The sequence below is a fragment of the Pseudomonas sp. CK-NBRI-02 genome, assembly GCF_008124495.1.
Lineage (GTDB): Bacteria > Pseudomonadota > Gammaproteobacteria > Pseudomonadales > Pseudomonadaceae > Aquipseudomonas > Aquipseudomonas guariconensis.
On sequence record NZ_VSJH01000039.1, the window covers coordinates 52,837 to 77,102 of the forward strand.

Sequence of the window (24,266 nt, forward strand, 5' to 3'; positions counted from 1 at the left end):
AGAAATTTGCAGGCTTCTTCGCGGATTGAACCCGCTACCACAGCGGCGGGAGCGGGTTTACCCGTGAAGCAAACCTGTCGGTCCTGCGGGTCAGTCCTCGCTGATGGTGATGTTCGGCATCGCAGGCGCCGCAGCTTCCTGCAGCACGATCCGCGCCCCTACCTGGCGAGCCAGTTCCTGGTAGACCATGGCGATCTGGCTTTCCGGCTCGGCAATGGCGGTCGGCTTGCCGTTGTCGGCCTGCTCGCGGATCAACATCGACAGGGGCAGCGAGGCCAGCAGGTCGACGCCATACTGAGCGGCGAGCTTCTCCCCGCCCCCCTCGCCGAACAAATGCTCGGCATGACCACAATTCGAGCAGATGTGCACGGCCATGTTTTCCACCACACCCAGCACCGGAATGTTCACCTTGCGGAACATCTCCACGCCTTTCTTCGCATCCAGCAGCGCCAGATCCTGCGGGGTGGTAACGATCACGGAACCTGCCACCGGCACTTTCTGCGCCAGAGTCAACTGGATGTCGCCGGTGCCAGGCGGCATGTCGATCACCAGATAGTCCAGGTTATCCCAGGCAGTCTGGGTCACCAGTTGCAGCAGCGCGCCGGAGACCATCGGGCCGCGCCAGACCATCGGGGTATTGTCATCAGTGAGGAAGGCCATCGACATGACTTCCACGCCGTGCGCCTTGATCGGCACGAACCACTTCTGCTCGCGGATCTGAGGGCGGGTGCCCTCCGCGATACCGAACATGACACCTTGGCTCGGGCCATAGATATCGGCGTCCAGGATGCCGACCCGGGCGCCTTCGCGGGCCAGGGCCAGGGCCAAGTTGGCAGCGGTGGTGGACTTGCCCACCCCGCCCTTGCCCGAGGCCACGGCGATGATGTTTTTGACGTTGGCCATGGCCGGGACCTGAGCCTGGGCCTTGTGCGCCACGACCACGCACTCGACGGACACTTGTGCGGCCGTGACGCCGTCCAGGTTCTCGATGGCCGTGCCCAGCACCTGCGCCCAGCCATTCTTGAACAGCCCGGCCGCATAGCCCAACTGCAACTGCACATTGACCTGGCCGCCCTGGATATCGATAGCGCGCACGCAACCGGCGCTGACCGGATCCTGGTTCAGATAGGGGTCGGTGTACTGGCGAAGCACGCCTTCGACGGCGGCACGTGTGACGGCACTCATGGAGGCTCCCATTGGCAGGCTTTAGATCGAACAGGTGCCTATGCTAACCCGTCAATCGTCAGCAGATGCGTCCTTGGGGTGAAATATATTCGTCAGCCCTTTATAGTTGCCGATCATCTTTATTTTTCCATCCTGTCGCCAGATTAAGTAGCCGAGCCACCATGTCCGAGCCACGCCAGATTCTCGTCACCAGCGCCCTGCCCTATGCCAACGGTTCAATCCACCTTGGCCATATGCTCGAGTACATCCAGACGGACATGTGGGTGCGCTTCCAGAAGCTGCGCGGCAACCAGTGCATCTATGTCTGCGCCGACGACGCCCACGGCTCGGCCATCATGCTGCGCGCCGAAAAGGAAGGCATCACACCCGAACAACTGATCGCCAATGTCCAGGCCGAGCACAGCAGCGACTTCGCCGACTTCCTGGTCGACTTCGACAACTTCCATTCGACCCACTGCGAAGAAAACCGCGAGCTGTCGAGCCTGATCTACACCCGCCTGCGCGACGCCGGCCACATCGCCACCCGTTCGGTCACCCAGTATTACGACCCCGAGAAGGGCATGTTCCTGGCCGACCGCTTCATCAAGGGCACCTGCCCCAAGTGCGCGGCCGAAGACCAGTACGGCGACAACTGCGAAAAATGCGGCGCCACCTACGCACCCACCGAGTTGAAGAACCCAAAATCGGCAATCTCCGGCGCCACGCCGGAGCTGCGCGACTCCCAGCACTTCTTCTTCAAGCTCCCGGATTTCCAGGCCATGCTGCAGCAGTGGACCCGCAGCGGCACCCTGCAGGAAGCGGTCTCGAACAAACTCGCCGAGTGGTTGGATTCGGGCCTTCAGGAGTGGGACATCTCCCGTGATGCGCCGTACTTCGGCTTCGAGATTCCAGGCGAACCCGGCAAGTACTTCTACGTCTGGCTGGATGCGCCGATCGGCTACATGGCCAGTTTCAAGAACCTCTGCGCGCGTCGTCCGGAACTGGACTTCGACGCGTTCTGGAAAGAAGACTCCAAGGCCGAGCTGTACCACTTCATCGGCAAGGACATCGTCAACTTCCACGCCCTGTTCTGGCCGGCCATGCTCGAAGGCGCGGGCTTCCGCAAGCCGACCGGCATCAACGTGCACGGTTACCTGACCGTCAACGGCGCGAAGATGTCCAAGTCGCGCGGCACCTTCATCAAGGCGCGTACCTACCTGGACCACCTGGCCCCCGAGTACCTGCGCTACTACTACGCCTCCAAGCTGGGCCGTGGCGTCGACGACCTGGACTTGAACCTCGACGACTTCGTGCAGAAGGTCAACTCCGACCTGGTCGGCAAAGTGGTCAACATCGCCAGCCGCTGCGCAGGCTTCGTGCACAAGGGCAACGAGGGCGTCCTGGTCGCCGGCGATGCCGCACCCGAACTGAGCGAGGCCTTCCTCGCGGCTGCGCCGTCGATCGCCGAAGCTTACGAGAACCGTGATTTCTCCCGCGCCATGCGTGAAATCATGGCACTGGCCGACCGCGCCAACGCTTGGATTGCCGACAAGGCCCCCTGGTCCCTGGCCAAGCAGGAAGGCAAGCAGGACGAGGTCCAGGCCATCTGCGCCCAGGGGATCAACCTGTTCCGCCAACTGGTGATCTTCCTCAAGCCTGTGCTGCCGCTGCTGGCTGCCGATGCCGAGGCCTTCCTCAACGTCGCGCCGCTGACCTGGAATGACCACCTGTCGCGCCTGGAAAACCACAAGCTCAACCCATTCAAGGCACTGATGAATCGCATCGAGCCTGCTAAGGTCGAAGCCATGGTCGCCGCCAGCAAGGAAGACCTGGCTGCCACCCAATCCCCGGTCCCGGCAGGCAACGGTGAGCTGACCAAAGACCCGCTGTCGCCAGAAATCGAGTTCGACACTTTTGCCGCGGTCGATCTGCGCGTGGCGCTGATCGTCAAAGCTGAGGCCGTTGAAGGGGCCGACAAGCTCCTGCGCCTGACCCTGGACATTGGCGACGAGCGTCGCAACGTGTTCTCCGGTATCAAATCGGCCTATCCTGACCCAGCCAAGCTCGAAGGCCGTCTGACCATGATGATCGCCAACCTCAAGCCACGGAAAATGCGCTTTGGCGTGTCCGAAGGCATGGTCATGGCGGCCGGCCCGGGTGGCGAAGAGATCTACCTGCTCAGCCCTGACAGCGGCGCCAAGCCTGGCCAGCGCATCAAGTAAGCGTCCGCGTTTCTGCCCCGGCCCAGTGCCGGGGCATTTCCATCCCCGGCCGCCTACCGGATAATGACGGCAGCCCCGGCCATCGGCATCCCCATGAACGACTACGTCTTGGTTCTGGTCAGCGCTGCGTTGATCAATCACCTGATCTTGCATAGGACGCCGGTCTCTCGCCTGCGGATTCACTTGCTCGGCGCATCCATAGCCTTACTCATGCTTTTGGGCCTGCCGCTTGGAAAGCTTTTGCATGATCAAGTGTTGAATGCGTTGGGCCTGCAGGACCTGCAATTGTTCCTGTTCCTACCGCTGTCGCTGTTACTGGGCTGGGGCATCGCCAATGCGCTCCAGCGGATACAGCCGACCTGGCCATTGCAGAACCTGCTGCCCTGGCTGCTCTGCAACGCCCTGGTGCTAGGCTTGCTGCTACAGGTCATCCATGCGAATGATCGATGGTTGGCGGTGTGGGGATGGGGCGTATTCGGTGGATTGGGCTTCTGGCTTGCCCTGGCATTGTTCGATGACCTGCGCCAGCGCAGCGATCATTCAGACCTCCCCAGTGCTTTGCGTGGCCTTCCCATCGACCTGATCGGAGCCGGAGTGATGACCATGGCATTTTCCGGTTTCAACGGATTATTTACACAATGAGTCTGATTCAACGCATCGATGCCCTGCTGCCGCAAACCCAATGCGGCAAGTGCGGCCATGCCGGTTGCCGGCCCTATGCCGAAGGGCTGGCCGCGGGCGAAGCGATCAACAAATGCCCACCCGGCGGCGACGAAACCATCGCCGCCCTTGCCAACCTGCTCAAGGTGCCGGTCATTGCACTGGACACCGGGCGTGGTAACGCACCGCCCCAAGTCGCCTTTATTCGCGAGGCCGAATGTATCGGTTGCACCAAATGCATCCAGGCGTGCCCAGTGGATGCCATCGTCGGCGCTGCCAAGCTGATGCACACGGTCATCGCCAGCGAGTGCACCGGCTGTGACCTCTGCCTGGCGCCTTGCCCGGTCGATTGTATCGACCTGCTGCCCCTGCCCGACAAGATCGTACCTATCGTCGGCGGCCTGGCTCACACTGCCGAACAACTCGATGCCCGCGCCAAACGTCGTGACCACGCCCGTCATCGCCACGAACAACGCAATGCCCGACTGCAGCGCGAGGAAGCACGTCGCCAGGCCGAACGTATGGCACGCAGCCAGCGTGCTGCGAGCAATCCGACCGCCAGTGGCGACGCATCCGACCCGATCAAAGCCGCTATCGAACGGGTCAAGGCACAAAAGGCCGCCCACAACGATGCCGCCCTCAAGCAAGCCAAGATCGCAGCGGCCATGAGCCGCGCGCAACTGAACAAAGCCCGCAGCGCATTCGGCGCCGCACCGAACGAGGCGCAGCACGCCCAGTTAAACCTACTGGAAAAAGCCGCCAAAGAAGCCCAACAGCACTTCGACGCCCTTCAGGCCGGGGCGGATCATGCCCGCGCCTGATCCGCGCTTGCGCAGCGCCATGGGCCAAGTGCTGCTGGCCTGTGTGCCAGGCTTGCTAGGGCTGCTTTGGCTGCACGGCTGGGGCGTACTGTTCAACTTGCTGTTTTGCGCAAGCACTGCGCTGGCCTGCGAAGCGTTACTCCTGGCCCTGCGCAGCCAACCTGCGCAACCGGCGTTGGCCGATGCAAGCGCATTGGTAACCGCCGTACTGCTGGCCGCCTCACTCCCCCCCCATGCGCCTTGGTGGTTGCCGGTCATCGCCACAAGCGTCGCCATCGGCGTTGGCAAGCACGCTTTTGGCGGGGTCGGCCGCAACCCCTTCAACCCCGCGATGGTCGGTTATGCCTTCGTGCTCCTGAGCTTCCCCCTACAGATGAACCAATGGCCGGGCCACTCGCCCGGGCTCATGGAAAGCCTGCACAGCCTTTGGGCCAGCACCGGAAATATCGACGCCTGGGCTACCCCGACAGTGCTCGATGGCCTGCGCCACAATCGCAGCCTGACCATCGATGAACTGTTCGCCCAGCACCCTGGATTCGGCGCGATTGGAGGTCGAAGCAGCGAATGGGTGAATGTCGGTTTTTTGGTGGGCGGGCTGTTTCTGCTTCAGCGCAAGGTCATCAGTTGGCACACGCCGGCAGGCTTGCTCGGCGGATTGTTCCTGTTCAGCCTGCTGTGCTGGAACGGATCAGGTTCCGACTCCAATGGCTCGCCGCTGCTGCACTGGTTTTCCGGCTCGACCATGCTGGCCGCATTCTTCATCGCCACTGAGCCTGTGTCAGGCCCCAAGAGTCCTCCGGCGCGGCTACTGTTCGGTTTCGGCACTGGGCTGCTCATCTACTTGATCCGAACCTGGGGTAGCTACCCCGACGGTACCGCGTTCGCCATCTTGCTGATGAACCTTGCCGTGCCGGCTCTGGAACGATACGCCGCACGTCTCACGCAGGCCGCCCCATGAACCGTATAGCGCGTGGTGTCCTGTTGTTTGTCGTGGTCGGCGCCTTGTCACTGGGCATGACATTGATCTGGAGGCATTGGACGCTCTCGGCCATCAAGCAAGCCGAGCAACAGCTGCAAAGCCGTCAATGGCTTTCGGTGCTTCCTGACAGCAGCTATGACAACCAGCCCCTGCAAGCGCCCCTCGCCCTGCGCGATACCCGTCTGCCCCATAGCGAGTTACTCGCCGGCTACCGTGCCACATTGGGCGCAAGCCCAAGCGCCATCTTGCTGCGCAGTCAGGTCCAGGGTTATGCCGGCCCGATAATCTTGGCAATCGCGATCGCTCCCGATGGGCGTCTGCTGGGCATCCGAGTACTGGAACAACAGGAAAGCCCTGGACTGGGGGCGCGGCTGATCGACCCTGCGGTGCACTGGTTGGAGCAATTTTCAGGCCACGCCCAGACCAGCCGATGGGCATTGAAACGTGATCAAGGGGACTTCGACCAGCTGGCAGGCGCTACCGTCACCTCACGCGCGGTAATCGACGCCCTGCAGGACGCATTGCGCTATTTCGACACCCATCGAACCGCATTGCTGGAGGAAAGTGCACATGAATAGGTTCGGATTGCTGGGGGTGAGCGTGGTGTCGTTGGTCGGTGCGACCTCGACCCTGGCGCAAGGGATAATGATCGGCCTTTGCGCGGCCGGGATGATCATCACTCATCAGGTCTTGATGATCCCTCTGCGCAAAACTCTGGCTGGCCTCCCCCGTTTGCTGGCCAGCCTGCTGCTGCTCGCCGGTTTGGCCAGTTGCCTGCAATTAAGTTTGAACGCTTGGGCGCTACCCCTGGCCCTGGCGCTCGGCCATTACCCGGTCTTGCTGAGCGTGCAGAGCCTCGCGGTGGATTACCTGCTCCCCACCACGGGGCGGTGGCGCTATCTCGCGGTTCACATGAGCGCTCTGTCAATGCTATGCGTACTGCTTGGCGCCTGTCGTCAATGGCTGGCAACAGGGCCAGGTCTTCATTTGGCGGGCCTTGTGCCTGGGGGGTTGATGCTGCTTGGCCTGCTGCTGGCCCTGTACAATCGCCTGCATCCGGGGGCTGCCCCCTCACGTTGTCAAGGAAGCCGTTGAGCCCATGAATGCTGCCAAACGCCTGGAGATCTTTCGCAGGCTGCACGAAGACAATCCCGATCCGAAAACCGAACTGGCCTACACTACGCCCTTCGAATTGCTGATCGCCGTAATCCTGTCCGCCCAGGCAACGGACGTCAGCGTCAACAAGGCCACCGCTCGCCTGTATCCGGTGGCCAATACCCCCGAGGCGATCTACGCACTGGGTGTCGAAGGGCTTAGCGAATACATCAAGACCATCGGCCTCTACAACAGCAAAGCCAAGAATGTCATCGAAACCTGTCGCTTGCTGATTGAGCACCACGGCAGCGAAGTGCCACAAACTCGTGAAGCTTTGGAAGCACTGCCGGGTGTGGGTCGCAAAACCGCGAACGTAGTGCTCAATACCGCTTTCCGTCAGCCCGCCATGGCGGTTGATACGCATATTTTCCGGGTCAGCAACCGCACCGGCATCGCCCCTGGCAAGACGGTGCTGGAGGTAGAAAAGAAACTCATGAAGTTCGTGCCCCGAGACTACCTGCTCGACGCTCATCACTGGTTGATCCTTCATGGTCGCTATGTATGCCAGGCGCGCAAGCCTCGCTGTGGCAGCTGTCGAATCGAAGACTTGTGCGAGTACAAACACAAGACTTCTGACGATTGATGCAATAGAAAGAAAGGGTTCTACACGATTGAAAAAATCTTTTTTACCGGAATCGGGTTTCTCGCTATAAGGACGGCCAACGGCCCCTTGGCTTGGAGTGACTCATGAGTACCGATAAAGACGAGCTGTCAATCGACGATGAATTTTCCACCTCGGAAGACGACGCAGAGCCTCAGGTGGAACCTGCAAAGACCAATTTGAGCAAGCGCCGCACCATCGACAACCTTCTCGAGGAGCGGCGTTTGCAAAAGCAACTCGCCGATTTTGATTACGACCTATGACGGGTCGGATATCCTAGATAGCCTCCCTTGCCGAGGCTTCGTGTTTCAGGGACGGGATAAGCCATGGCGCTGGGCGAGCTCGATGAGGTCGACCAGCGAATGGGCATTGAGCTTGAGTAATAGACGCGTCTTGTAAGTGCTCACCGTCTTGTTGCTGAGGAACATGCTGTCGGCGATTTCTTTGTTGCTCTTGCCGCTGGCCAGCTCCTTCAACACCATCACCTCTCTGCCGGAGAGGCGCTGGACCATTTCCTCCTCGCTGCCGCCCTTCACGCATCCACGAGCTTTGTGCAGCGCCTGATTGGGGAAATAGCTGTATCCAGACAACACGGCCTTGATCGCACTGAGCAACTCCGTCAGGTCTTGCTGCTTGCACACATACCCGGCAGCACCGGCCTGCATGCAACGCATCGAAAAATGTCCCGCCGCCTGCGAGGTCAGTACTAACACTTTGCTGCCTGGACTGATGCATGCCATACGGCCGATGACTTCCAGCCCATCCAGCTTCGGAATACCTATATCGAGTATCACGATGTCCGGAAGGTGCTCCCGGATCAATTGCAAGGCATCCACACCATTGTCGGTTTCCGCCACCACGTCGTACCCGTGCCGTTCCATCAGCATGCGTACGGCCAGACGAATTACCGGATGATCATCCACGATAAGCACTTTATTCATGCGGCATCCATTGGTTCACTATTACAACTCCAAAGCATTACGATAACCGAGCTGACTGCCTTATGGCGCAGCGAATTGCCGCTCATCACCAAGCAGAGAGAGCCCCTACATAAATTAAAGAATTTTCCTACAAGCCTAGTTACTTAAAACTTTTGCACCCAGGCGCCGCCTATAAAACTAACAATAAGCAATATAAAACCCCACTTCCATAACGCTTCTAACTTGAAGGAATTCTCGATTCAGGCGGGGTAACTTTAGAAAAATGCAGATGACATGAAAGCGTCATGTCGCTTCCACGGGAAACAGCTCTATCTTTTCATCAGGCTCAAAACAGGCGAGAGATAGGCAAACATTCGTGGGCAAGCACCATGCAAACAGACTCCATCAGCCCCTTGGCTATCATCGCCATCTTTGCAGGCATCATCGAAGCTTCTGCGCTGGCGACGTTGCCTTTTCTCAGTGAGAACAGTCAGGAAATCTACACGTGGTTCCTGGTAGGCTTTCCCTTCTTCCTGACTATGCTGTTTTTCCTGACCTTGAACTTCAACAATCAATCTTTGTATCAACCTCCCCTACCGGAGACGGCAGAAAAGACCGACCCTCAGAGTTCCCTTTCATCCCCTCCTGAACACGTCTCGCCAGAACAGCCCCTGAGCATCACCCTTTCCGGCCCAGACACGCGCAAGATCGTCGAACCCCACATTCTGCGTGCTCTCAACCAACCTCATACGCTCCCTCGCAGTTGGGTTCTCGAAAACCTCGAGACCGGTGTTCGCATCCATCTCTCGATCAATGTCGAGGGCACAAACGAAAAACGTGAGCAGCCCTGAAATCCAGGCAAAAAAAACCCCGGCACACGGCCGGGGTTTTCGAGGCGCTCGCAAAGATCAGAGCAGCGAACGGCCCTTGTTGGCTGCAATGCGCATACGCAGGGCGTTGAGCTTGATGAAGCCCGCGGCATCGGCCTGGTTGTAGGCACCGCCATCTTCCTCGAAGGTCGCGATGTTGGCATCGAACAACGAATCGTCCGACTTGCGCCCTACGACAATCACGTTGCCCTTGTACAGTTTCAGGCGAACGACACCGTTAACGTTGACCTGGGAAGCGTCGATCATCTGCTGCAGCATCAGACGCTCCGGGCTCCACCAATAGCCGGTGTAGATCAGGCTGGCATACTTCGGCATCAGCTCATCTTTCAGGTGAGCGACTTCGCGGTCCAGGGTGATCGACTCGATGGCACGGTGAGCCTTGAGCATGATGGTGCCGCCAGGGGTTTCGTAGCAACCGCGGGACTTCATGCCCACGTAGCGGTTCTCGACGATGTCCAGGCGACCGATGCCGTTGGCACCGCCGATACGGTTAAGCTCGGCCAGTACGGTGGCGGGGGTCATTTCGACGCCGTCGATGGCGACGATGTCACCATTGCGGTAGGTCAGCTCGATGTAGGTAGGCTGATCCGGGGCGTTTTCCGGAGACACGCTCCAGCGCCACATGTCTTCCTCGTGCTCGGTCCAGGTATCTTCCAGGACACCGCCTTCGTAGGAGATGTGCAGCAGGTTGGCGTCCATCGAGTACGGCGATTTCTTCTTGCCGTGGCGCTCGATCGGAATGCCGTGCTTTTCGGCGTAGTCCATCAGCTTCTCGCGGGACAGCAGATCCCACTCACGCCAGGGTGCAATGACCTTTACGCCTGGTTTGAGCGCATAGGCGCCCAGCTCGAAGCGCACTTGGTCGTTACCCTTGCCGGTGGCACCGTGGGAAATGGCATCGGCGCCGGTTTCGTTGGCGATTTCGATCAGACGCTTGGCGATCAGCGGACGGGCGATGGACGTACCCAGCAGGTACTCGCCTTCGTAGACGGTGTTGGCGCGGAACATCGGGAAAACGAAATCACGCACGAATTCTTCGCGCAGGTCATCGATGTAGATTTCTTTCACGCCCATCGCCTGAGCCTTGGCGCGGGCCGGTTCGACCTCTTCGCCCTGCCCCAGGTCAGCGGTGAAAGTCACCACTTCGCAGTTGTAGGTATCCTGCAGCCACTTGAGAATCACCGAAGTATCAAGGCCGCCGGAATACGCCAGTACGACCTTTTTTACGTCCGCCATGCCATCACTCCACGGGGTTGTACGGAAAGCGGTTGATTCTACCGGCCCCATTGAAATATTTACAATGGGGCGACAGCTTGTGACGACAAAGCGACAGGAACAGTCAAGACCGCGACCAGCGGTCGCATTCAGACAGCTTTACCCGTGCGTGGGCCAGCCACGGCAGCAGCCGGGGTCGCTGGGGCGGTGGCGGGAGGCGTCGCTGGCGGTTGGCCAGCGGGCTTGTCGGTGGGGGCTTCCACGGGTTTTTCCACCGGCGCGACGCGATCCAGCTGGATGCTCACCCGGCGGTTGCGCGCCCGGTTGGCGGCACTGTTGTTGCGCGCGAGCGGGTATCGCTCGCCGTGGAAGCGCACGGTGATCTGCTCCTGGGGCACACCATGGGCCTTGAGGTAATCGGCGACCGCCAGGGCCCGGCGCCTCGACGTGTCGCGGTTGGTCAGCCGATTGCCGCTGTTGTCGGAATGGCCATCGAGCTCGATGTGATTCACCGAAGGGTCGGCCTTGAGGTAATCGAGGATCACATCCAGTCGCGCCCTGGCAGCACTGTCCAGCTCGATCCCACGGGGGAAGCTCACCTGCGTCTGGCGAATCTGGTCGAAGTTCATTGGCAGCAATTTGCTGGCGCACACCTGGTAGTCGCTGTAAGCCTTGGCGAAACTCACAGGCAGCACACGCACTTCCATGGGCCTGCCAGCTTCGCCCGTGTAGTTGCGCACCACCGTGCTGCGACCATCGAGCAGGCCATTGATCAGTCGGCTGGCCTGGCCCTGGGACGAGGTGAACAACACCCCCGTGCGGCCCATGCGCACTGAGCCGAGATTGATATCACCGCGACCTGGTTGCCAAGGCGCCGCTGCCGCCAGCAAAGTCGCACCGCCGGCTCCCAGTGCGTTGGTGTCCGAACGCAATTGGAAGATCGGCTGCTCACCGGCCCGACGCACGAACTCGCCACTACCGAAACCGTCGATCGGCTGGACAAGGCGGCACTCGAACTGATCCCCTTCGACGTTCCAGGTAACGTTCTCCACGCGAGTCTGGAAGGTCAATGCCCCGGCCGGCAGGCTGGCAAACAGGATGAACAGGGCTAGGTAACGCTGGCGCACGGGCGGCTCCATTGATTCTGACGGCTTACCTGCAAGCTATCGGACGCTGGCAGGAAAACTTGATAGCCGTGCTCGAACGAGGGTTTTCCGGTAGCATTGGCACACGAGTTCGACCCGCCTGGAATCCCCAATGTCCGATCGCCTGACCCTCCTGCGCCCCGACGACTGGCACATCCATCTGCGCGATGGTGCCGTCCTGCCCCACACCGTTGGCGACGTGGCGCGCACCTTCGCCCGCGCCATCATCATGCCCAATCTCGTCCCACCGGTCCGCACTGCCACCGAGGCCGGAGCGTATCGTGAGCGCATCCTGGCCGCACGTCCGGCCGGCAGCCGATTCGAGCCTTTGATGGTGCTGTACCTCACCGACCGAACCAGCGCCGAGGACATCCGCGCGGCCAAGGCCAGCGGATTCGTGTATGCCGCCAAAATGTACCCGGCCGGCGCCACGACCAACTCCGACTCGGGGGTGACCAGCCTGGACAACATCACACCAGCGCTCGAAGCCCTGGCCGAGACCGGCATGCCGCTGCTGGTGCACGGAGAGGTGACCCGCCCCGAGGTCGATGTGTTCGACCGTGAGAAGCGCTTCATCGACGAGCACCTGGTTCGCCTGGTCGAGCGTTTCCCGACCCTGAAAGTGGTGTTCGAGCACATCACCACCGCCGATGCCGCGCAGTTCGTCCTGCAGGCCCCGGCCAACGTCGGCGCGACCATCACTGCCCAGCATTTGCTGTACAACCGCAACCACATGCTGGTGGGCGGTATCCGTCCGCACTTCTACTGCCTGCCGATCCTCAAGCGCAACACCCACCAGGTGGCCTTGCTGGATGCGGCCACCAGCGGCAACAGCAAGTTCTTCCTGGGGACCGACTCGGCACCGCACGCCCGTCATGCCAAGGAAGCCGCCTGCGGTTGCGCCGGCTGCTACACCGCCTATGCCGCCATCGAGCTGTATGCCGAGGCGTTCGAGCAACGTAATGCGCTGGACAAGCTCGAAGGCTTCGCCAGCCTCCACGGCCCGGCCTTCTATGGCCTGCCAGCGAACACCGACACCATTACCCTGGTACGCGAGGAGTGGACTGCCCCGGACAGCCTGCCACTGGGCGACAATACCGTGATCCCCCTGCGCGCAGGCGAGAAGCTGCGCTGGCGTCTGCTGGAGGGTCAGGCGTGAGCGAAGCGTTCTACGAAGAAGACCAGGAAGGTCAAGGCAGCGGCGCTCGCCATCCGATGGCCGAGCGTTTCCGCGGTTACCTGCCCGTCGTGGTGGACGTTGAAACCGGCGGTTTCAATAGTGCGACCGATGCCTTGCTGGAAATCGCCGCAGTCACCATCGGCATGGACGAAAAGGGCTTCCTGTTCCCGGAGCACACCTACTTCTATCGGGTCGAGCCTTTCGAAGGGGCCAACATCGAGCCGGCAGCCCTGGAATTCACTGGCATCAAGCTGGACCATCCGCTGCGCATGGCGGTGAGCGAGGAAACGGCGCTCACCGACATCTTCCGCGGCGTGCGCAAGGCGTTGAAGGCCAATGGCTGCAAACGGGCTATCCTGGTCGGGCACAACAGCAGCTTCGACCTGAACTTCCTTAATGCCGCGGTGGCGCGCACCGACCTCAAGCGCAATCCGTTCCACCCATTCTCCAGCTTCGACACGGCCACTCTGGCGGGCCTGGCCTACGGCCAGACCGTACTCGCACGGGCCTGCCAGAGCGCCGACATCGACTTCGACGGCCGCGAGGCCCACTCGGCCCGCTACGATACGGAGAAGACCGCCGAGCTGTTCTGCGGCATCGTCAACCGCTGGAAGGAAATGGGCGGCTGGCGCGACTTCAACGATTGAGCTCAAATCCGACGCATAAAAAAACCGGCCACGAAGGCCGGTTTTTTTATGCGCTTGGCAATTACAGCTTGCCAGCGTTCTCGCTCAGGTAGGCAGCAACGCCCTCTGGCGAAGCGGTCATGCCTTTGTCGCCTTTCTTCCAGTTGGCCGGGCACACTTCGCCGTGCTCTTCGTGGAATTGCAGAGCATCGACCAGGCGCAGCAATTCGTCCATGTTACGGCCCAGAGGCAGGTCGTTGACGATCTGCGAACGGACAACGCCGTTCTTGTCGATCAGGAAGGCGCCACGGAAGGCCACGCCGCCTTCGGATTCGACGTCGTAAGCCTTGCAGATGTCGTGGGCGATGTCAGCTGCCAAGGTGTACTTGACCTGGCCGATGCCGCCTTTGTCGACTGGGGTGTTACGCCAGGCGTTGTGGGTGAAGTGCGAGTCGATCGACACGCCGATCACTTCCACGCCGCGCGCCTGGAAGTCAGGGATGCGGTGGTCCAGGGCGATCAGCTCGGACGGGCAGACAAAGGTGAAGTCCAGCGGGTAGAAGAATACCAGGCCGTACTTGCCTTTGATGGCCGAAGCCAGGTTGAAGCTGTCGACGATCTCGCCGTTGCCCAGCACAGCTGGAACGGTGAAGTCAGGGGCTTGTTTACCAACGAGTACGCTCATTCGTGATCTCCTGAGGGTGGTGAAATACCGATGCCTGGGTGGGCGGGCCGCCCGGCATCCAGCAAAGGTCGCCCATCATACACGGCTTCTGGTGACAGGCCGAATCCAACCACCGGTCGCTCTAGACGGACGCTTACCGAAAGTTCTTTGACACGCATTCTCATTACCATTAAGCTCCAACCCATCGAGCCTAACCAGCGATGGTCTCCCCTATGTATGTGTGTCTTTGTGTCGGCGTCACCGACGGACAGATCCGCGATGCGATCTATGAAGGATGCTGCAGCTACAAGGAAGTCCGAGCCGCCACCAACGTGGCCAGCCAGTGCGGCAAATGCGCCTGCCTTGCCAAGCAGGTCGTTCGCGAGACGTTGACTGAACTTCAGGCCACCCAGCACGCTGCCCTGCCCTACCCTGTTGAATTCAACGCGGCCTGAACACACCCAATCAAGAAGAACCGGACCCAGTGTCCGGTTTTTTTATGCCCAGAATTCAAGAAGTTAGCGTCCTAACGCGGTTCACAAACATTCTTATTTCTATTAATTTTCACTTACTATTCAATTACTTAGGTTTGACAGAGGCCGTTGGCGGGATCAGACTTCTTGTATTGACACACTTCAACAAGGGCAGGAACCCGACATGAAAGGCGACGTAAGCGTCATCCAGCATCTCAACAAGATCCTCGGAAACGAGCTGGTCGCAATCAACCAGTACTTCCTGCACGCACGTATGTATGAAGACTGGGGCCTGAACAAACTCGGCAAGCACGAGTACAAGGAGTCCATCGATGAGATGAAGCACGCTGATAAACTGATCAAGCGTATTCTCTTCCTCGAAGGCATCCCCAACGTTCAGGACCTGGGCAAGTTGCTGATCGGCGAACACACCAAGGAAATGCTCGAATGCGATCTGAAGATCGAGCAGAAGGGCTTGGCCGACCTTAAGGCTGCGATCGCCCACTGCGAGACCGCAGGCGACTTCGGCTCTCGCGACCTGCTCGAGGATATCCTCGAGTCCGAGGAAGAACACATCGATTGGCTGGAAACCCAATTGGGTCTGATCGAAAAAATTGGTATCGAGAACTACCTGCAATCGCAGATGGGCGAAGAATAAGTTTCGCCAGCAACGAAAAAGCCCCGCCATATGCGGGGCTTTTTCATACCTGTCAAACCTTGTCAGCCCCGCCGGATTGCTCTATCGCGGGGCTGGCGGCAAGATCAGGCTTCGGAGGCCTTGGCCTTGGCGGCGGCTTCCTTGATCAAGGTTTGCAGCTCACCCTTCTCGAACATTTCGAGCATGATGTCGCTGCCGCCGACCAGCTCACCACCGACCCACAGTTGCGGGAAGGTTGGCCAGTTGGCGTACTTGGGCAGGTTGGCGCGGATTTCCGGGTTCTGCAGGATGTCGACGTAGGCAAACTTCTCGCCACAACCCATCACGGCCTGCGCAGCGCGCGCCGAGAAGCCGCACTGCGGGGCATTCGGCGAGCCTTTCATGTAAAGCAGAATGGTGTTGTTGGCGATCTGCTCTTTGATTGTTTCGATGATATCCATGAAGCACCTCGGCTGAACTTTCCGACGCAATCGTCGGCACGGTGACGCATTGTAACGGAAAGCCGAGCAGCATGCTCGGCCTTGCCGGCACCACAGCGGCCTTCACATAGGTATCGACGCCGCGCAATGCTTTGAACATCCTCCGACCTGTGGCACGCGATTCGCGACAAGGGGTTTGCCAAACCGCCGGCAAGCCGTGTACAACCCCTGTAGAAAATAAAAAACAGCAGCCCTACAAAGGGTTATGACACCCGCAGTAATAGAGCAGCTGTTTCCCCTCTTGGTTTGAGGCGACATTTAATTATAGTATTGCGCCTTCCCCTATTCCGTCCGCCTCGTGCGGCTTACGCCGCAGGTCACTCCCGTTGTCAACAAAACCATACGGTCGACCTGCAAACCGTTGCAGATAAGGTAGTCAATCATGAGCGCTAGGCACTTTCTCTCCCTGCTGGATTTCACCACCGACGAATTGCTCGGTGTGATCCGCCGAGGCATCGAGCTGAAGGATCTGCGCAAACGAGGCGTGCTGTTCGAGCCACTGAAGAATCGCGTACTGGGGATGATCTTCGAAAAATCCTCGACCCGTACCCGTGTCTCCTTCGAGGCTGGCATGATCCAACTGGGCGGCCAGGCGATCTTCCTTTCGCCGCGTGACACCCAACTGGGTCGTGGCGAGCCGATCAGCGACAGCGCCATCGTCCTGTCGAGCATGCTTGACGTGGTGATGATCCGCACCCACGCCCACAGCACCCTGACCGAATTCGCCGCTTATTCGCGCGTCCCGGTGATCAACGCCCTGTCCGACGAGTCGCACCCGTGCCAGTTGCTGGCCGACATGCAGACCTTCCTCGAGCACCGCGGCTCGATCCAGGGCAAGACCGTGGCCTGGATCGGCGATGGCTTCAACATGTGCAACTCCTATATCGAAGCCGCCCACCAATTCGACTTCCAACTGCGCATCGCCTGCCCGGAAGGCTATGAGCCCGATCCGCGCTTCCTCCAACTGGGTGGCGATCGCGTGACCATCGTCCGCGACCCCAAAGAAGCCGTGCGCGGTGCACACCTTGTGACCACCGATGTCTGGACTTCCATGGGCCAGGAGGAGGAAACTGCACGGCGCCTGGCGCATTTCGCGCCCTACCAGGTCACCCGCGAACTGCTCGACCTGGCGGCACCCGACGCCCTGTTCATGCATTGCCTGCCCGCCCACCGTGGCGAGGAAATCAGCCAGGACCTGCTCGACGACCCACGTTCGGTCGCCTGGGACCAGGCTGAAAACCGCCTGCATGCGCAGAAGGCCCTTCTGGAATTCCTTGTAGAACCGGCTTACCACCACGCATGAGTCATCCGCTACTGCTTAACCTGCGCAACCTGGCCTGTGGCTATGGCGACCAGCGCATCGTCCAGAACCTAAATCTGCACCTCAATGCAGGCGACATCGGTTGCCTGCTGGGGTCTTCAGGCTGCGGCAAGACCACCACACTGCGCGCCATCGCCGGTTTCGAGCCGGTGCATGAGGGCGAGATCCAGCTGGCCGGCGAGGTCATCTCCCGCGCAGGCTTCACCCTGGCGCCGGAGAAACGCCGCATTGGCATGGTATTTCAGGACTATGCACTGTTCCCCCATTTGACCGTCGCGCAGAACATCGCCTTCGGTATCGGGAAGCATCCCCGTCAGGGCGAGGTGGTCGACGAAATGCTGGAGCTGGTCAAGCTCAGCGGCCTGGGTAGTCGTTACCCCCACGAGCTGTCCGGCGGCCAGCAGCAACGGGTCGCCCTAGCCCGGGCTTTGGCGCCGGAACCCCAGTTGTTGCTGCTTGACGAGCCCTTCTCCAACCTGGACGTGGAGCTGCGCCGGCGCCTGAGCCATGAGGTGCGCGATATCCTCAAGAGCCGCGGCACCAGCGCCATCCTGGTTACCCACGATCAGGAGGAAGCCTTCGCCGTGAGCGATCACGTGGGCGTGTTCAAAGAAGGCCGCCTGGAGCAGTGGGATACCCCTTACAACCTCTATCACGAACCGCAGACGCCGTTCGTCGCCAGCTTCATCGGCCAGGGCTACTTCATCCGTGGCCAGATGAGCAGCCATGATGCGGTCAATACCGAACTGGGTGAGTTGCGCGGCAATCGTGCCTACACCATGGCGCTGGGCAGCTCGGTGGACGTACTGTTGCGTCCGGATGACATCATCCACGCGCCGGACAGCGATTTGCGGGCAACCATCATCGGCAAAAGCTTCCTCGGCGCGTCGACGCTGTATCGCCTGCAGCTGCCCACCGGTAGCCAGCTCGAGGCGATCTTCCCGAGCCATATCGACCATCAGGTCGGTCAGGATGTCGGCATCAGCGTGGCAGCAGATCACCTGGTACTTTTCCCGGTACCAGGCAGCGTGGCGGCGCAGTTGCCACGTCAGGAGAACGGGGTTCGCCGATACAGCTCGGCAACCTGAGCCACCCGACAAGGGCCGCTGGGCGGCCCATTCCTGATTGTCCGGAGCACCTGCTTCCCTCCATCCAATCCGCTAGGGTTCAGCCTCGCCCGATCCCGGCGAACTTCCCTTGGGTGTGCTCGGCCAGCACCGCCGCCGCCAGCTCCACCTCAAGCCCGCGTCGCCCGGCGCTCACATGGATGCTCTCGAACTGCTGCGCAGAATCGTCGATGAAAGTACGCAGGCGCTTCTTCTGGCCCAGCGGGCTGATCCCACCCACCAGGTAGCCCGTGACACGCTGCGCCGCCACCGGGTCGGCCATCTCACACTTCTTCACCCCTGCCGCATGGGCCAACGCCTTCAAATCCAGCGTACCTCCCACGGGCACCACTGCCACCAGCAATTCACCTTTTTCACTGCTGGCCAACAGGGTCTTGAACACCCGCTGCGGGTCGAGCCCTAGCTTCTCTGCGGCCTCCAAGCCGTAGGAGGCCGCCTTGGGGTCATGTTCGTAGCTGTGCACGCGGTGTTCGGCACGCGCCTTCTTCAAAAGATCGAGGGCGGGGGTCATGTACGGCTCCAGTCGATGGCAAGTCGCCGGCTACTTTAGGGCAAATCCCACAGAGCGACCAGCGAACCGAGCTCCACCGTGTCTGGCTCGCGGATTCACGCTTGATACAGGCAGTCAGATTGTGAATGACGGTTCACTTTCGACCTTTGACATCAGCGTTTCTTGTCTATATTTTTTCGTTTTTGAATAAATGGCGCCCTTTAAAGGTGCGTTTCCTACATTCGCCCGGGGTTTATGGGGATAGACACCGAGCCTTTTGTCGAGCGCCCAGTGCCTCACAACAACAAGAAACGAGGTTTCACATGACGACTGCTCTACGACAACCCACCCTTTCAAGCCAATGCCTGGCCGAGTTCCTCGGCACCGCCTTGCTCATCTTCTTCGGTACCGGTTGCGTCGCCGCTCTCAAGGTCGCGGGTGCCAGTTTCGGCCTCTGGGAGATCAGCATCATCTGGGGCATTGGCGTCAGCATGGCGATCTACCTCACCGCCGGCATTTCAGGGGCTCACTTGAACCCCGCCGTGAGCATTGCCTTGAGCCTGTTCGCCGATTTCGACAAGCGCAAACTGCCCTTCTACATCCTCGCCCAAGTCTGTGGCGCCTTCTGTGCCGCAGCGCTGGTCTACACGCTGTACAGCAACCTGTTCTTCGAATTCGAACAGACCCACGCGATGGTTCGTGGCAGCCAGGCCAGTCTGGAGCTGGCCTCGGTGTTCTCCACCTATCCACACCCGTCTCTGTCCATTGCCCAGGCCGTAGTGGTCGAAGTAGTGATTACCGCCATTCTCATGGCCGTGATCATGGCGCTGACCGACGACAACAACGGCTTGCCCCGAGGCGCCATGGCACCGCTCTTGATTGGCTTGCTGATCGCAGTGATCGGCAGCGCCATGGGCCCGCTCACCGGCTTTGCCATGAATCCGGCTCGGGATTTCGGGCCCAAGCTGATGACCTTCCTGGCTGGCTGGGGCCAAATCGCCTTCACCGGCGGGCGTGACATCCCCTACTTTTTGGTTCCGGTGTTCGCACCGATCCTGGGCGCCTGCCTGGGCGCCGCCCTGTACCGGGGCCTGATCGCCCGCAATTTGCCGACGGTGCAACCCGCGAACCTACAAACAGACGATAATCCTCAGGGCAAGACCCAGGTCTCCTGATGCCGCCGCCGGGCCAATTGCCCGACCAGCCCTGACTTCCCCCAATTTTGTGCAAGGCCACCGACATGACAGATACCCAGGACAAGAACTACATCATCGCCCTGGACCAGGGCACCACCAGTTCGCGGGCCATCATCTTCGACCGCGACGCTAACGTGGTCGGCACCTCGCAGCGCGAGTTCGCCCAGCACTACCCCCAGGCTGGCTGGGTCGAGCACGACCCGATGGAAATCTTCGCCACCCAGAGCGCGACCATGGTCGAGGCGCTGGCCCAGGCTGGCATCAGCCATGCCCAGGTGGCCGCGCTGGGCATCACCAACCAGCGTGAAACCACTGTGGTCTGGGACAAGGAAACCGGCCGCCCCGTGTACAACGCCATCGTCTGGCAGTGCCGGCGCAGCACCGAGATCTGCGAGCAGCTCAAACGCGAAGGCCATGAGGCGTACATCCGCGAAACCACCGGGCTGGTCACCGACCCCTATTTCTCCGGCACCAAGCTCAAATGGATCCTCGACAACGTCGAAGGTGTCCGTGAGCGTGCCGAACGGGGCGAACTGCTGTTCGGCACCATCGATACCTGGCTGATCTGGAAATTCTCGGGCGGCAAGGTCCATGTCACCGATTACACCAACGCCTCGCGCACCCTGATGTTCAACATCCATACCCTGCAATGGGACGACCAACTGCTGCAGATCCTGGGTATTCCTCGCCAGATGCTGCCCCAGGTACGCCCATCGTCCGAGGTCTATGGTCACACCAAAAGCGGCATCGCCATTGCCGGTATCGCCGGCGACCAGCAATCGGCCCTGTTCGGCCAGATGTGCGTCGAACCCGGTCAGGCCAAGAACACCTACGGCACGGGCTGCTTCCTGCTGATGAATACCGGCAAGCAGGCGGTGAAGTCGTCCCACGGCCTACTCACCACCATCGCCTGCGGCCCGCGGGGGGAAGTGGCCTATGCCCTGGAAGGCGCGGTGTTCAACGGCGGCTCCACCGTGCAGTGGCTGCGCGACGAGCTGAAGATCGTCAACGATGCCTATGACACCGAATACTTCGCCAGCAAGGTCAAGGACAGCAATGGCGTCTATCTGGTACCCGCCTTCACCGGCCTCGGCGCCCCCTATTGGGACCCCTATGCCCGTGGCGCGCTGTTCGGGCTGACCCGCGGTGTCAAGGTCGATCACATCATCCGGGCAGCCCTGGAATCGATCGCCTTCCAGACCCGCGACGTGCTCGATGCCATGCAGCAAGATTGCGGCCAGCGCCTGAGCGAACTGCGCGTCGATGGGGGCGCAGTGGCTAATAACTTCCTCATGCAGTTCCAGGCCGATATCCTCGGCACCTGCGTCGAACGACCGAAAATGCGCGAAACCACAGCCCTGGGCGCAGCCTACCTGGCAGGCCTGGCCTGTGGTTTCTGGAGCGGACTGGACGAACTGCGGGACAAGGCCATCATCGAGCGCGAGTTCAGCCCACAACTGGAAGAAGCGCAGAAAGAAAAGCTCTACAAAGGCTGGCAAAAGGCTGTGGAGCGCACCCGCGACTGGGAAGAGTAGGCTGCAAGCTGCAAGCTGCAAGCTGCAAGCTGCAAGCTGCAAGCTGCAAGCTGCAAGCATAGGCACGTCGGCCAACCGAACGCTGCTTTTTCTTATGGCTTGTAACTTGTAGCTTGTAGCTTATAGCCGCCTTTGGTTTCATTGCAGAATTTGTCCGGCAGCCCCAAAGGACCGCCCATGAATCTGCCTCCCCGCCAACAACAAATCCTCGAACTGGTGCGCGAGCGCGGTTACGTCAGCATCGAAGAAATGGCGCAGCTGTTCGTCGTCACCCCACAAACCATCCGCCGTGACATCAACCAGCTCGCCGAGGGCAACCTGCTGCGACGCTACCACGGCGGCGCAGCCTACGATTCGAGCATCGAGAACACCGCCTACGCCATGCGTGCAGACCAGATGCGCGATGAGAAGCAACGCATCGCCGAAGCCGTGGCCCGGCAGATTCCCGATCATGCCTCACTGTTCATCAATATCGGCACGACCACCGAGTCGATCGCCCGCGCCCTGCTCAATCACAACCATCTCAAGGTCATCACCAACAATCTGCATGTGGCCGCGATACTCGGCGCCAAGGACGATTTCGAAGTCCTGGTGGCTGGCGGCACCGTGCGCCGCGACGGCGGGGTCGTGGGCCAGGCAAGCGTCGACTTCATCAACCAGTTCAAGGTCGACTTCGCCCTGGTCGGCATCAGTGGCATCGACGAAGATGGCAGCCTGCTCGATTTCGACTATCAGGAAGTACGGGTTTCCCAGGCGATCATCAACAATGCCCGTCAGGTCATCCTGGCTGCCGACTCGAGCAAGTTCGGCCGCAATGCCATGGTTCGCCTGGGTTCGATCAGCCTGGTCGACTGCCTGGTGACCGACCAGCCCCCAACCCCCGCCCTCACCCAATTGCTCAACCAGCACAAGATTCGCCTAGAAGTCGTCTGATCCGGGCCGTCGGAATCCAGCAGATCCTGGGCTGCCTTGCAGCCCATTACAGGTCAGGTCCTCACCGGCCCACCCCCAGTGCTCGCATGCGCCGAATACGGCGCCTTCTATGTTCGCTATCGTTCATTTTCTTGTTCTCTGATCAGTTTTTTCTATAGAGACTGACTGGATAACGGCTATTCGTTGCGCTAGTATTTTCGATAATGAACATCAATGTTCACTTTCGATGTGAACTGCGCCCCCAGGAGGCCTTGCCGTGTCCCAGCCCGCTTCGTCCCAGCCGCCCCTCGCCGATTGTTACGACCTCGCTGTGATCGGGGGAGGCATCAATGGCGTGGGCATCGCCGCCGACGCAGCGGGACGCGGCCTGAAGGTGTTCCTTTGCGAAAAAGACGACCTGGCCAGCCATACGTCCTCGGCCAGTAGCAAGTTGATTCATGGCGGCCTGCGCTACTTGGAGCACTATGAGTTCCGTCTGGTCCGTGAGGCCCTGGCAGAGCGCGAGGTGTTGCTGGCCAAGGCACCGCATATCGTCAAACCCATGCGTTTCGTCCTGCCCCACCGCCCACACCTGCGTCCAGCCTGGATGATCCGCGCGGGCCTGTTCCTCTACGATCACCTAGGCAAGCGCAAGCGCCTGGGGGCCTCTCGCAGCCTGCGCTTCGGCGCTGGCAATCCGCTCAAGCCCGTCATTACCCGAGGTTTCGAGTACGCCGATTGCGCCGTGGACGACGCCCGTCTGGTGGTGCTCAATGCCATGGCTGCCCGTGAAAAAGGCGCGCACATTCATACCCATACCCGCTGCCTGCGCGCAGAGCGCGTCGATGGGGTGTGGGAGGTGGCACTGCAACAGGCCGACGGCAGCCAGCGCACCATCCGCGCCCGCGCCTTGGTCAACGCCGCCGGGCCTTGGGTAGCCAGCTTCATCAAGGACGATCTCAAGCTCGACGCGCCTTACGGCATCCGCCTGATCCAGGGCAGCCACATCATCGTTCCGCGTCTGTACGAAGGCGAACACGCCTACATCCTGCAGAACGAAGACCAACGCATCGTCTTCGCCATCCCGTACTTGGAGCGCTTCACCCTGATCGGCACCACCGACCGTGAGTACAGCGCCGACCCAGCCAAGGTAGCCATCACCGAGATGGAAACCGACTACTTGCTCAAGATCGTCAACGAGCATTTCAACCATCAGCTCAGCCGCGCCGATATCCTGCACACCTATTCCGGCGTACGCCCGCTGTGCAACGACGAATCCGACAATCCGTCGGCCGTCACCCGCGACTACACCTTGGCGCTGTCGGCCAGCGACGGCCAGGCACCTCTGCTGTCGGTCTTTGGCGGCAAGCTCACCACGTACCGTAAGCTGGCCGAATCGGCCATGGGCGAACTCAAGCCATTCTTCACCCAGATGCGTGATAGCTGGACGGCCACCGCCCCACTCCCAGGCGGTGAAAACATGACGACGGTTCAGGCGCTGGTCGATGCGGTATTGGCCCGCCACGGCTGGCTGCCGGTGGATATCGCCAAGCGTTGGGCAGTGACCTATGGCAGCCGGGTATGGCGCCTGATCGAAGGCGTGAGTGGGCCCGAGGACTTGGGCCAACCAATCGGTGGCGGCTTGTTCAGCCGTGAAGTGGACTATTTGATCGCCCAGGAATGGGCGGTGCAAGCCGATGACATCCTCTGGCGCCGGACCAAGCTGGGGCTGTTCACCAGCCCGGCTGAAAAGCAGGCACTGGCCGATTACCTGCACCGCGCCCACTCCAACCGAGCCGCCGAGCAGGCAGCCTGACCCTCAATCAAGCCCCC

At 60.5% G+C, this 24,266-nt stretch carries 25 protein-coding genes and 1 pseudogene; 19 read left to right on the plus strand and 7 right to left on the minus strand.

Annotated features, from left to right (window positions below; genetic code table 11):
• Nucleotides 1-90 precede the first annotated feature (90 nt).
• Nucleotides 91-1,185 carry an iron-sulfur cluster carrier protein ApbC gene (gene apbC, locus DQ397_RS21535; protein ID WP_043213071.1) on the minus strand — a complete coding sequence of 365 codons (1,095 nt, stop codon included), beginning with the start codon at nucleotides 1,183-1,185 and terminating at the stop codon, nucleotides 91-93.
• A gap of 161 nt (nucleotides 1,186-1,346) precedes the next feature.
• Between apbC and metG the strand changes: the two genes are divergently transcribed.
• The 8 genes and pseudogenes from metG to DQ397_RS24590 all read left to right on the plus strand — a co-directional run bounded on the left by metG (nucleotide 1,347) and on the right by DQ397_RS24590 (nucleotide 7,865).
• Nucleotides 1,347-3,386 carry a methionine--tRNA ligase gene (metG, locus tag DQ397_RS21540; RefSeq protein WP_043213069.1) on the plus strand — a complete coding sequence of 680 codons (2,040 nt, stop codon included), beginning with the start codon at nucleotides 1,347-1,349 and terminating at the stop codon, nucleotides 3,384-3,386.
• A 93-nt stretch (nucleotides 3,387-3,479) separates the two neighbouring features.
• A complete protein-coding gene (locus DQ397_RS21545; protein WP_043213117.1) occupies nucleotides 3,480-4,028 on the plus strand; it encodes an Rnf-Nqr domain containing protein in 549 nt (182 codons plus the stop codon).
• Nucleotides 4,025-4,849 (plus strand): annotated as a pseudogene (rsxB, locus tag DQ397_RS21550) (electron transport complex subunit RsxB); the annotation flags it as partial. The gene DQ397_RS21545 and the pseudogene rsxB, both read left to right, overlap by 4 nt.
• 4 nt (nucleotides 4,850-4,853) lie before the next feature.
• Nucleotides 4,854-5,825 (plus strand): RnfABCDGE type electron transport complex subunit D, encoded by a 972-nt coding sequence (locus DQ397_RS21555; protein ID WP_148921623.1) that lies wholly within the window; start codon nucleotides 4,854-4,856, stop codon nucleotides 5,823-5,825.
• Nucleotides 5,822-6,424: an RnfABCDGE type electron transport complex subunit G gene (locus DQ397_RS21560; RefSeq protein WP_043213061.1), complete on the plus strand. Its 603-nt coding sequence runs from the start codon at nucleotides 5,822-5,824 to the stop codon at nucleotides 6,422-6,424. Before DQ397_RS21555 ends, DQ397_RS21560 begins: the two co-directional genes overlap by 4 nt.
• Nucleotides 6,417-6,941, plus strand: coding sequence for a hypothetical protein (locus DQ397_RS21565; protein WP_043213059.1), 525 nt, complete (start codon nucleotides 6,417-6,419; stop codon nucleotides 6,939-6,941). Before DQ397_RS21560 ends, DQ397_RS21565 begins: the two co-directional genes overlap by 8 nt.
• A 4-nt stretch (nucleotides 6,942-6,945) precedes the next feature.
• A complete protein-coding gene (nth, locus tag DQ397_RS21570; RefSeq protein WP_043213057.1) occupies nucleotides 6,946-7,584 on the plus strand; it encodes an endonuclease III in 639 nt (212 codons plus the stop codon).
• 104 nt (nucleotides 7,585-7,688) lie between these two features.
• Nucleotides 7,689-7,865 (plus strand): PA3496 family putative envelope integrity protein, encoded by a 177-nt coding sequence (locus DQ397_RS24590; protein WP_043213055.1) that lies wholly within the window; start codon nucleotides 7,689-7,691, stop codon nucleotides 7,863-7,865.
• A 45-nt stretch (nucleotides 7,866-7,910) separates the two neighbouring features.
• Here DQ397_RS24590 and DQ397_RS21575 read toward each other — a convergent pair whose 3' ends face one another.
• Nucleotides 7,911-8,543 (minus strand): response regulator transcription factor, encoded by a 633-nt coding sequence (locus tag DQ397_RS21575; protein ID WP_043213052.1) that lies wholly within the window; start codon nucleotides 8,541-8,543, stop codon nucleotides 7,911-7,913.
• A 368-nt stretch (nucleotides 8,544-8,911) separates the two neighbouring features.
• Here DQ397_RS21575 and DQ397_RS21580 point away from each other — a divergent pair, with 368 nt between their 5' ends.
• The gene (locus DQ397_RS21580) at nucleotides 8,912-9,373 is read left to right on the plus strand and encodes a hypothetical protein (RefSeq protein ID WP_043213051.1); all 462 of its coding nucleotides are present in this window, start codon (nucleotides 8,912-8,914) and stop codon (nucleotides 9,371-9,373) included.
• Between the two features lie 57 nt (nucleotides 9,374-9,430).
• Here DQ397_RS21580 and DQ397_RS21585 read toward each other — a convergent pair whose 3' ends face one another.
• Both DQ397_RS21585 and DQ397_RS21590 read right to left on the minus strand, forming a co-directional pair.
• On the minus strand, nucleotides 9,431-10,648 hold the full coding sequence (locus DQ397_RS21585; RefSeq protein ID WP_043213048.1) for an argininosuccinate synthase: 1,218 nt from the start codon (nucleotides 10,646-10,648) through the stop codon (nucleotides 9,431-9,433).
• Nucleotides 10,649-10,776: 128 nt separating this feature from the next.
• Nucleotides 10,777-11,754 carry an OmpA family protein gene (locus tag DQ397_RS21590; protein WP_043213047.1) on the minus strand — a complete coding sequence of 326 codons (978 nt, stop codon included), beginning with the start codon at nucleotides 11,752-11,754 and terminating at the stop codon, nucleotides 10,777-10,779.
• Nucleotides 11,755-11,884: 130 nt separating this feature from the next.
• Between DQ397_RS21590 and pyrC the strand changes: the two genes are divergently transcribed.
• The gene (gene pyrC, locus DQ397_RS21595; protein WP_043213044.1) at nucleotides 11,885-12,931 is read left to right on the plus strand and encodes a dihydroorotase; all 1,047 of its coding nucleotides are present in this window, start codon (nucleotides 11,885-11,887) and stop codon (nucleotides 12,929-12,931) included.
• A 56-nt stretch (nucleotides 12,932-12,987) separates the two neighbouring features.
• Nucleotides 12,988-13,599, plus strand: coding sequence for a ribonuclease T (gene rnt, locus DQ397_RS21600; protein ID WP_230387848.1), 612 nt, complete (start codon nucleotides 12,988-12,990; stop codon nucleotides 13,597-13,599).
• 61 nt (nucleotides 13,600-13,660) lie between these two features.
• On the opposite strand, the gene DQ397_RS21605 is transcribed toward rnt, so the two are convergent.
• The gene (locus DQ397_RS21605) at nucleotides 13,661-14,263 is read right to left on the minus strand and encodes a peroxiredoxin (protein WP_043206522.1); all 603 of its coding nucleotides are present in this window, start codon (nucleotides 14,261-14,263) and stop codon (nucleotides 13,661-13,663) included.
• A gap of 212 nt (nucleotides 14,264-14,475) precedes the next feature.
• Between DQ397_RS21605 and DQ397_RS21615 the strand changes: the two genes are divergently transcribed.
• Nucleotides 14,476-14,697: a bacterioferritin-associated ferredoxin gene (locus tag DQ397_RS21615; RefSeq protein WP_043206521.1), complete on the plus strand. Its 222-nt coding sequence runs from the start codon at nucleotides 14,476-14,478 to the stop codon at nucleotides 14,695-14,697.
• A 202-nt stretch (nucleotides 14,698-14,899) separates the two neighbouring features.
• On the plus strand, nucleotides 14,900-15,373 hold the full coding sequence (gene bfr / locus DQ397_RS21620; RefSeq protein WP_043206520.1) for a bacterioferritin: 474 nt from the start codon (nucleotides 14,900-14,902) through the stop codon (nucleotides 15,371-15,373).
• 104 nt (nucleotides 15,374-15,477) lie between these two features.
• On the opposite strand, the gene grxD is transcribed toward bfr, so the two are convergent.
• Complete coding sequence (gene grxD / locus DQ397_RS21625; RefSeq protein WP_043206518.1) at nucleotides 15,478-15,813, minus strand: Grx4 family monothiol glutaredoxin; 336 nt, start codon at nucleotides 15,811-15,813, stop codon at nucleotides 15,478-15,480.
• 421 nt (nucleotides 15,814-16,234) lie between these two features.
• Here grxD and argF point away from each other — a divergent pair, with 421 nt between their 5' ends.
• Together argF and DQ397_RS21635 are read left to right on the plus strand one after the other, a co-directional pair.
• Complete coding sequence (gene argF, locus DQ397_RS21630; protein ID WP_043206517.1) at nucleotides 16,235-17,155, plus strand: ornithine carbamoyltransferase; 921 nt, start codon at nucleotides 16,235-16,237, stop codon at nucleotides 17,153-17,155.
• Complete coding sequence (locus DQ397_RS21635; protein ID WP_043206516.1) at nucleotides 17,152-18,261, plus strand: ABC transporter ATP-binding protein; 1,110 nt, start codon at nucleotides 17,152-17,154, stop codon at nucleotides 18,259-18,261. Before argF ends, DQ397_RS21635 begins: the two co-directional genes overlap by 4 nt.
• A gap of 79 nt (nucleotides 18,262-18,340) precedes the next feature.
• Here the strand turns inward: DQ397_RS21635 and ybaK are convergent, their stop codons facing one another.
• Nucleotides 18,341-18,811 (minus strand): Cys-tRNA(Pro) deacylase, encoded by a 471-nt coding sequence (gene ybaK, locus DQ397_RS21640; RefSeq protein WP_043206515.1) that lies wholly within the window; start codon nucleotides 18,809-18,811, stop codon nucleotides 18,341-18,343.
• Between the two features lie 302 nt (nucleotides 18,812-19,113).
• Here ybaK and DQ397_RS21645 point away from each other — a divergent pair, with 302 nt between their 5' ends.
• From DQ397_RS21645 to glpD, 4 genes are all read left to right on the plus strand, one after another.
• Nucleotides 19,114-19,965, plus strand: a complete 852-nt coding sequence (locus DQ397_RS21645; RefSeq protein WP_043206514.1) for an MIP/aquaporin family protein — start codon at nucleotides 19,114-19,116, stop codon at nucleotides 19,963-19,965.
• A 65-nt stretch (nucleotides 19,966-20,030) separates the two neighbouring features.
• Nucleotides 20,031-21,521, plus strand: a complete 1,491-nt coding sequence (gene glpK, locus DQ397_RS21650) for a glycerol kinase GlpK (protein WP_043206513.1) — start codon at nucleotides 20,031-20,033, stop codon at nucleotides 21,519-21,521.
• Between the two features lie 177 nt (nucleotides 21,522-21,698).
• Entirely contained in the window at nucleotides 21,699-22,454 is a 756-nt protein-coding gene (gene glpR, locus DQ397_RS21655) for a DNA-binding transcriptional repressor GlpR (RefSeq protein ID WP_043206512.1), read from the plus strand.
• Between the two features lie 256 nt (nucleotides 22,455-22,710).
• A complete protein-coding gene (gene glpD, locus DQ397_RS21660) occupies nucleotides 22,711-24,249 on the plus strand; it encodes a glycerol-3-phosphate dehydrogenase (RefSeq protein WP_043206511.1) in 1,539 nt (512 codons plus the stop codon).
• Nucleotides 24,250-24,266: the final 17 nt, after the last annotated feature.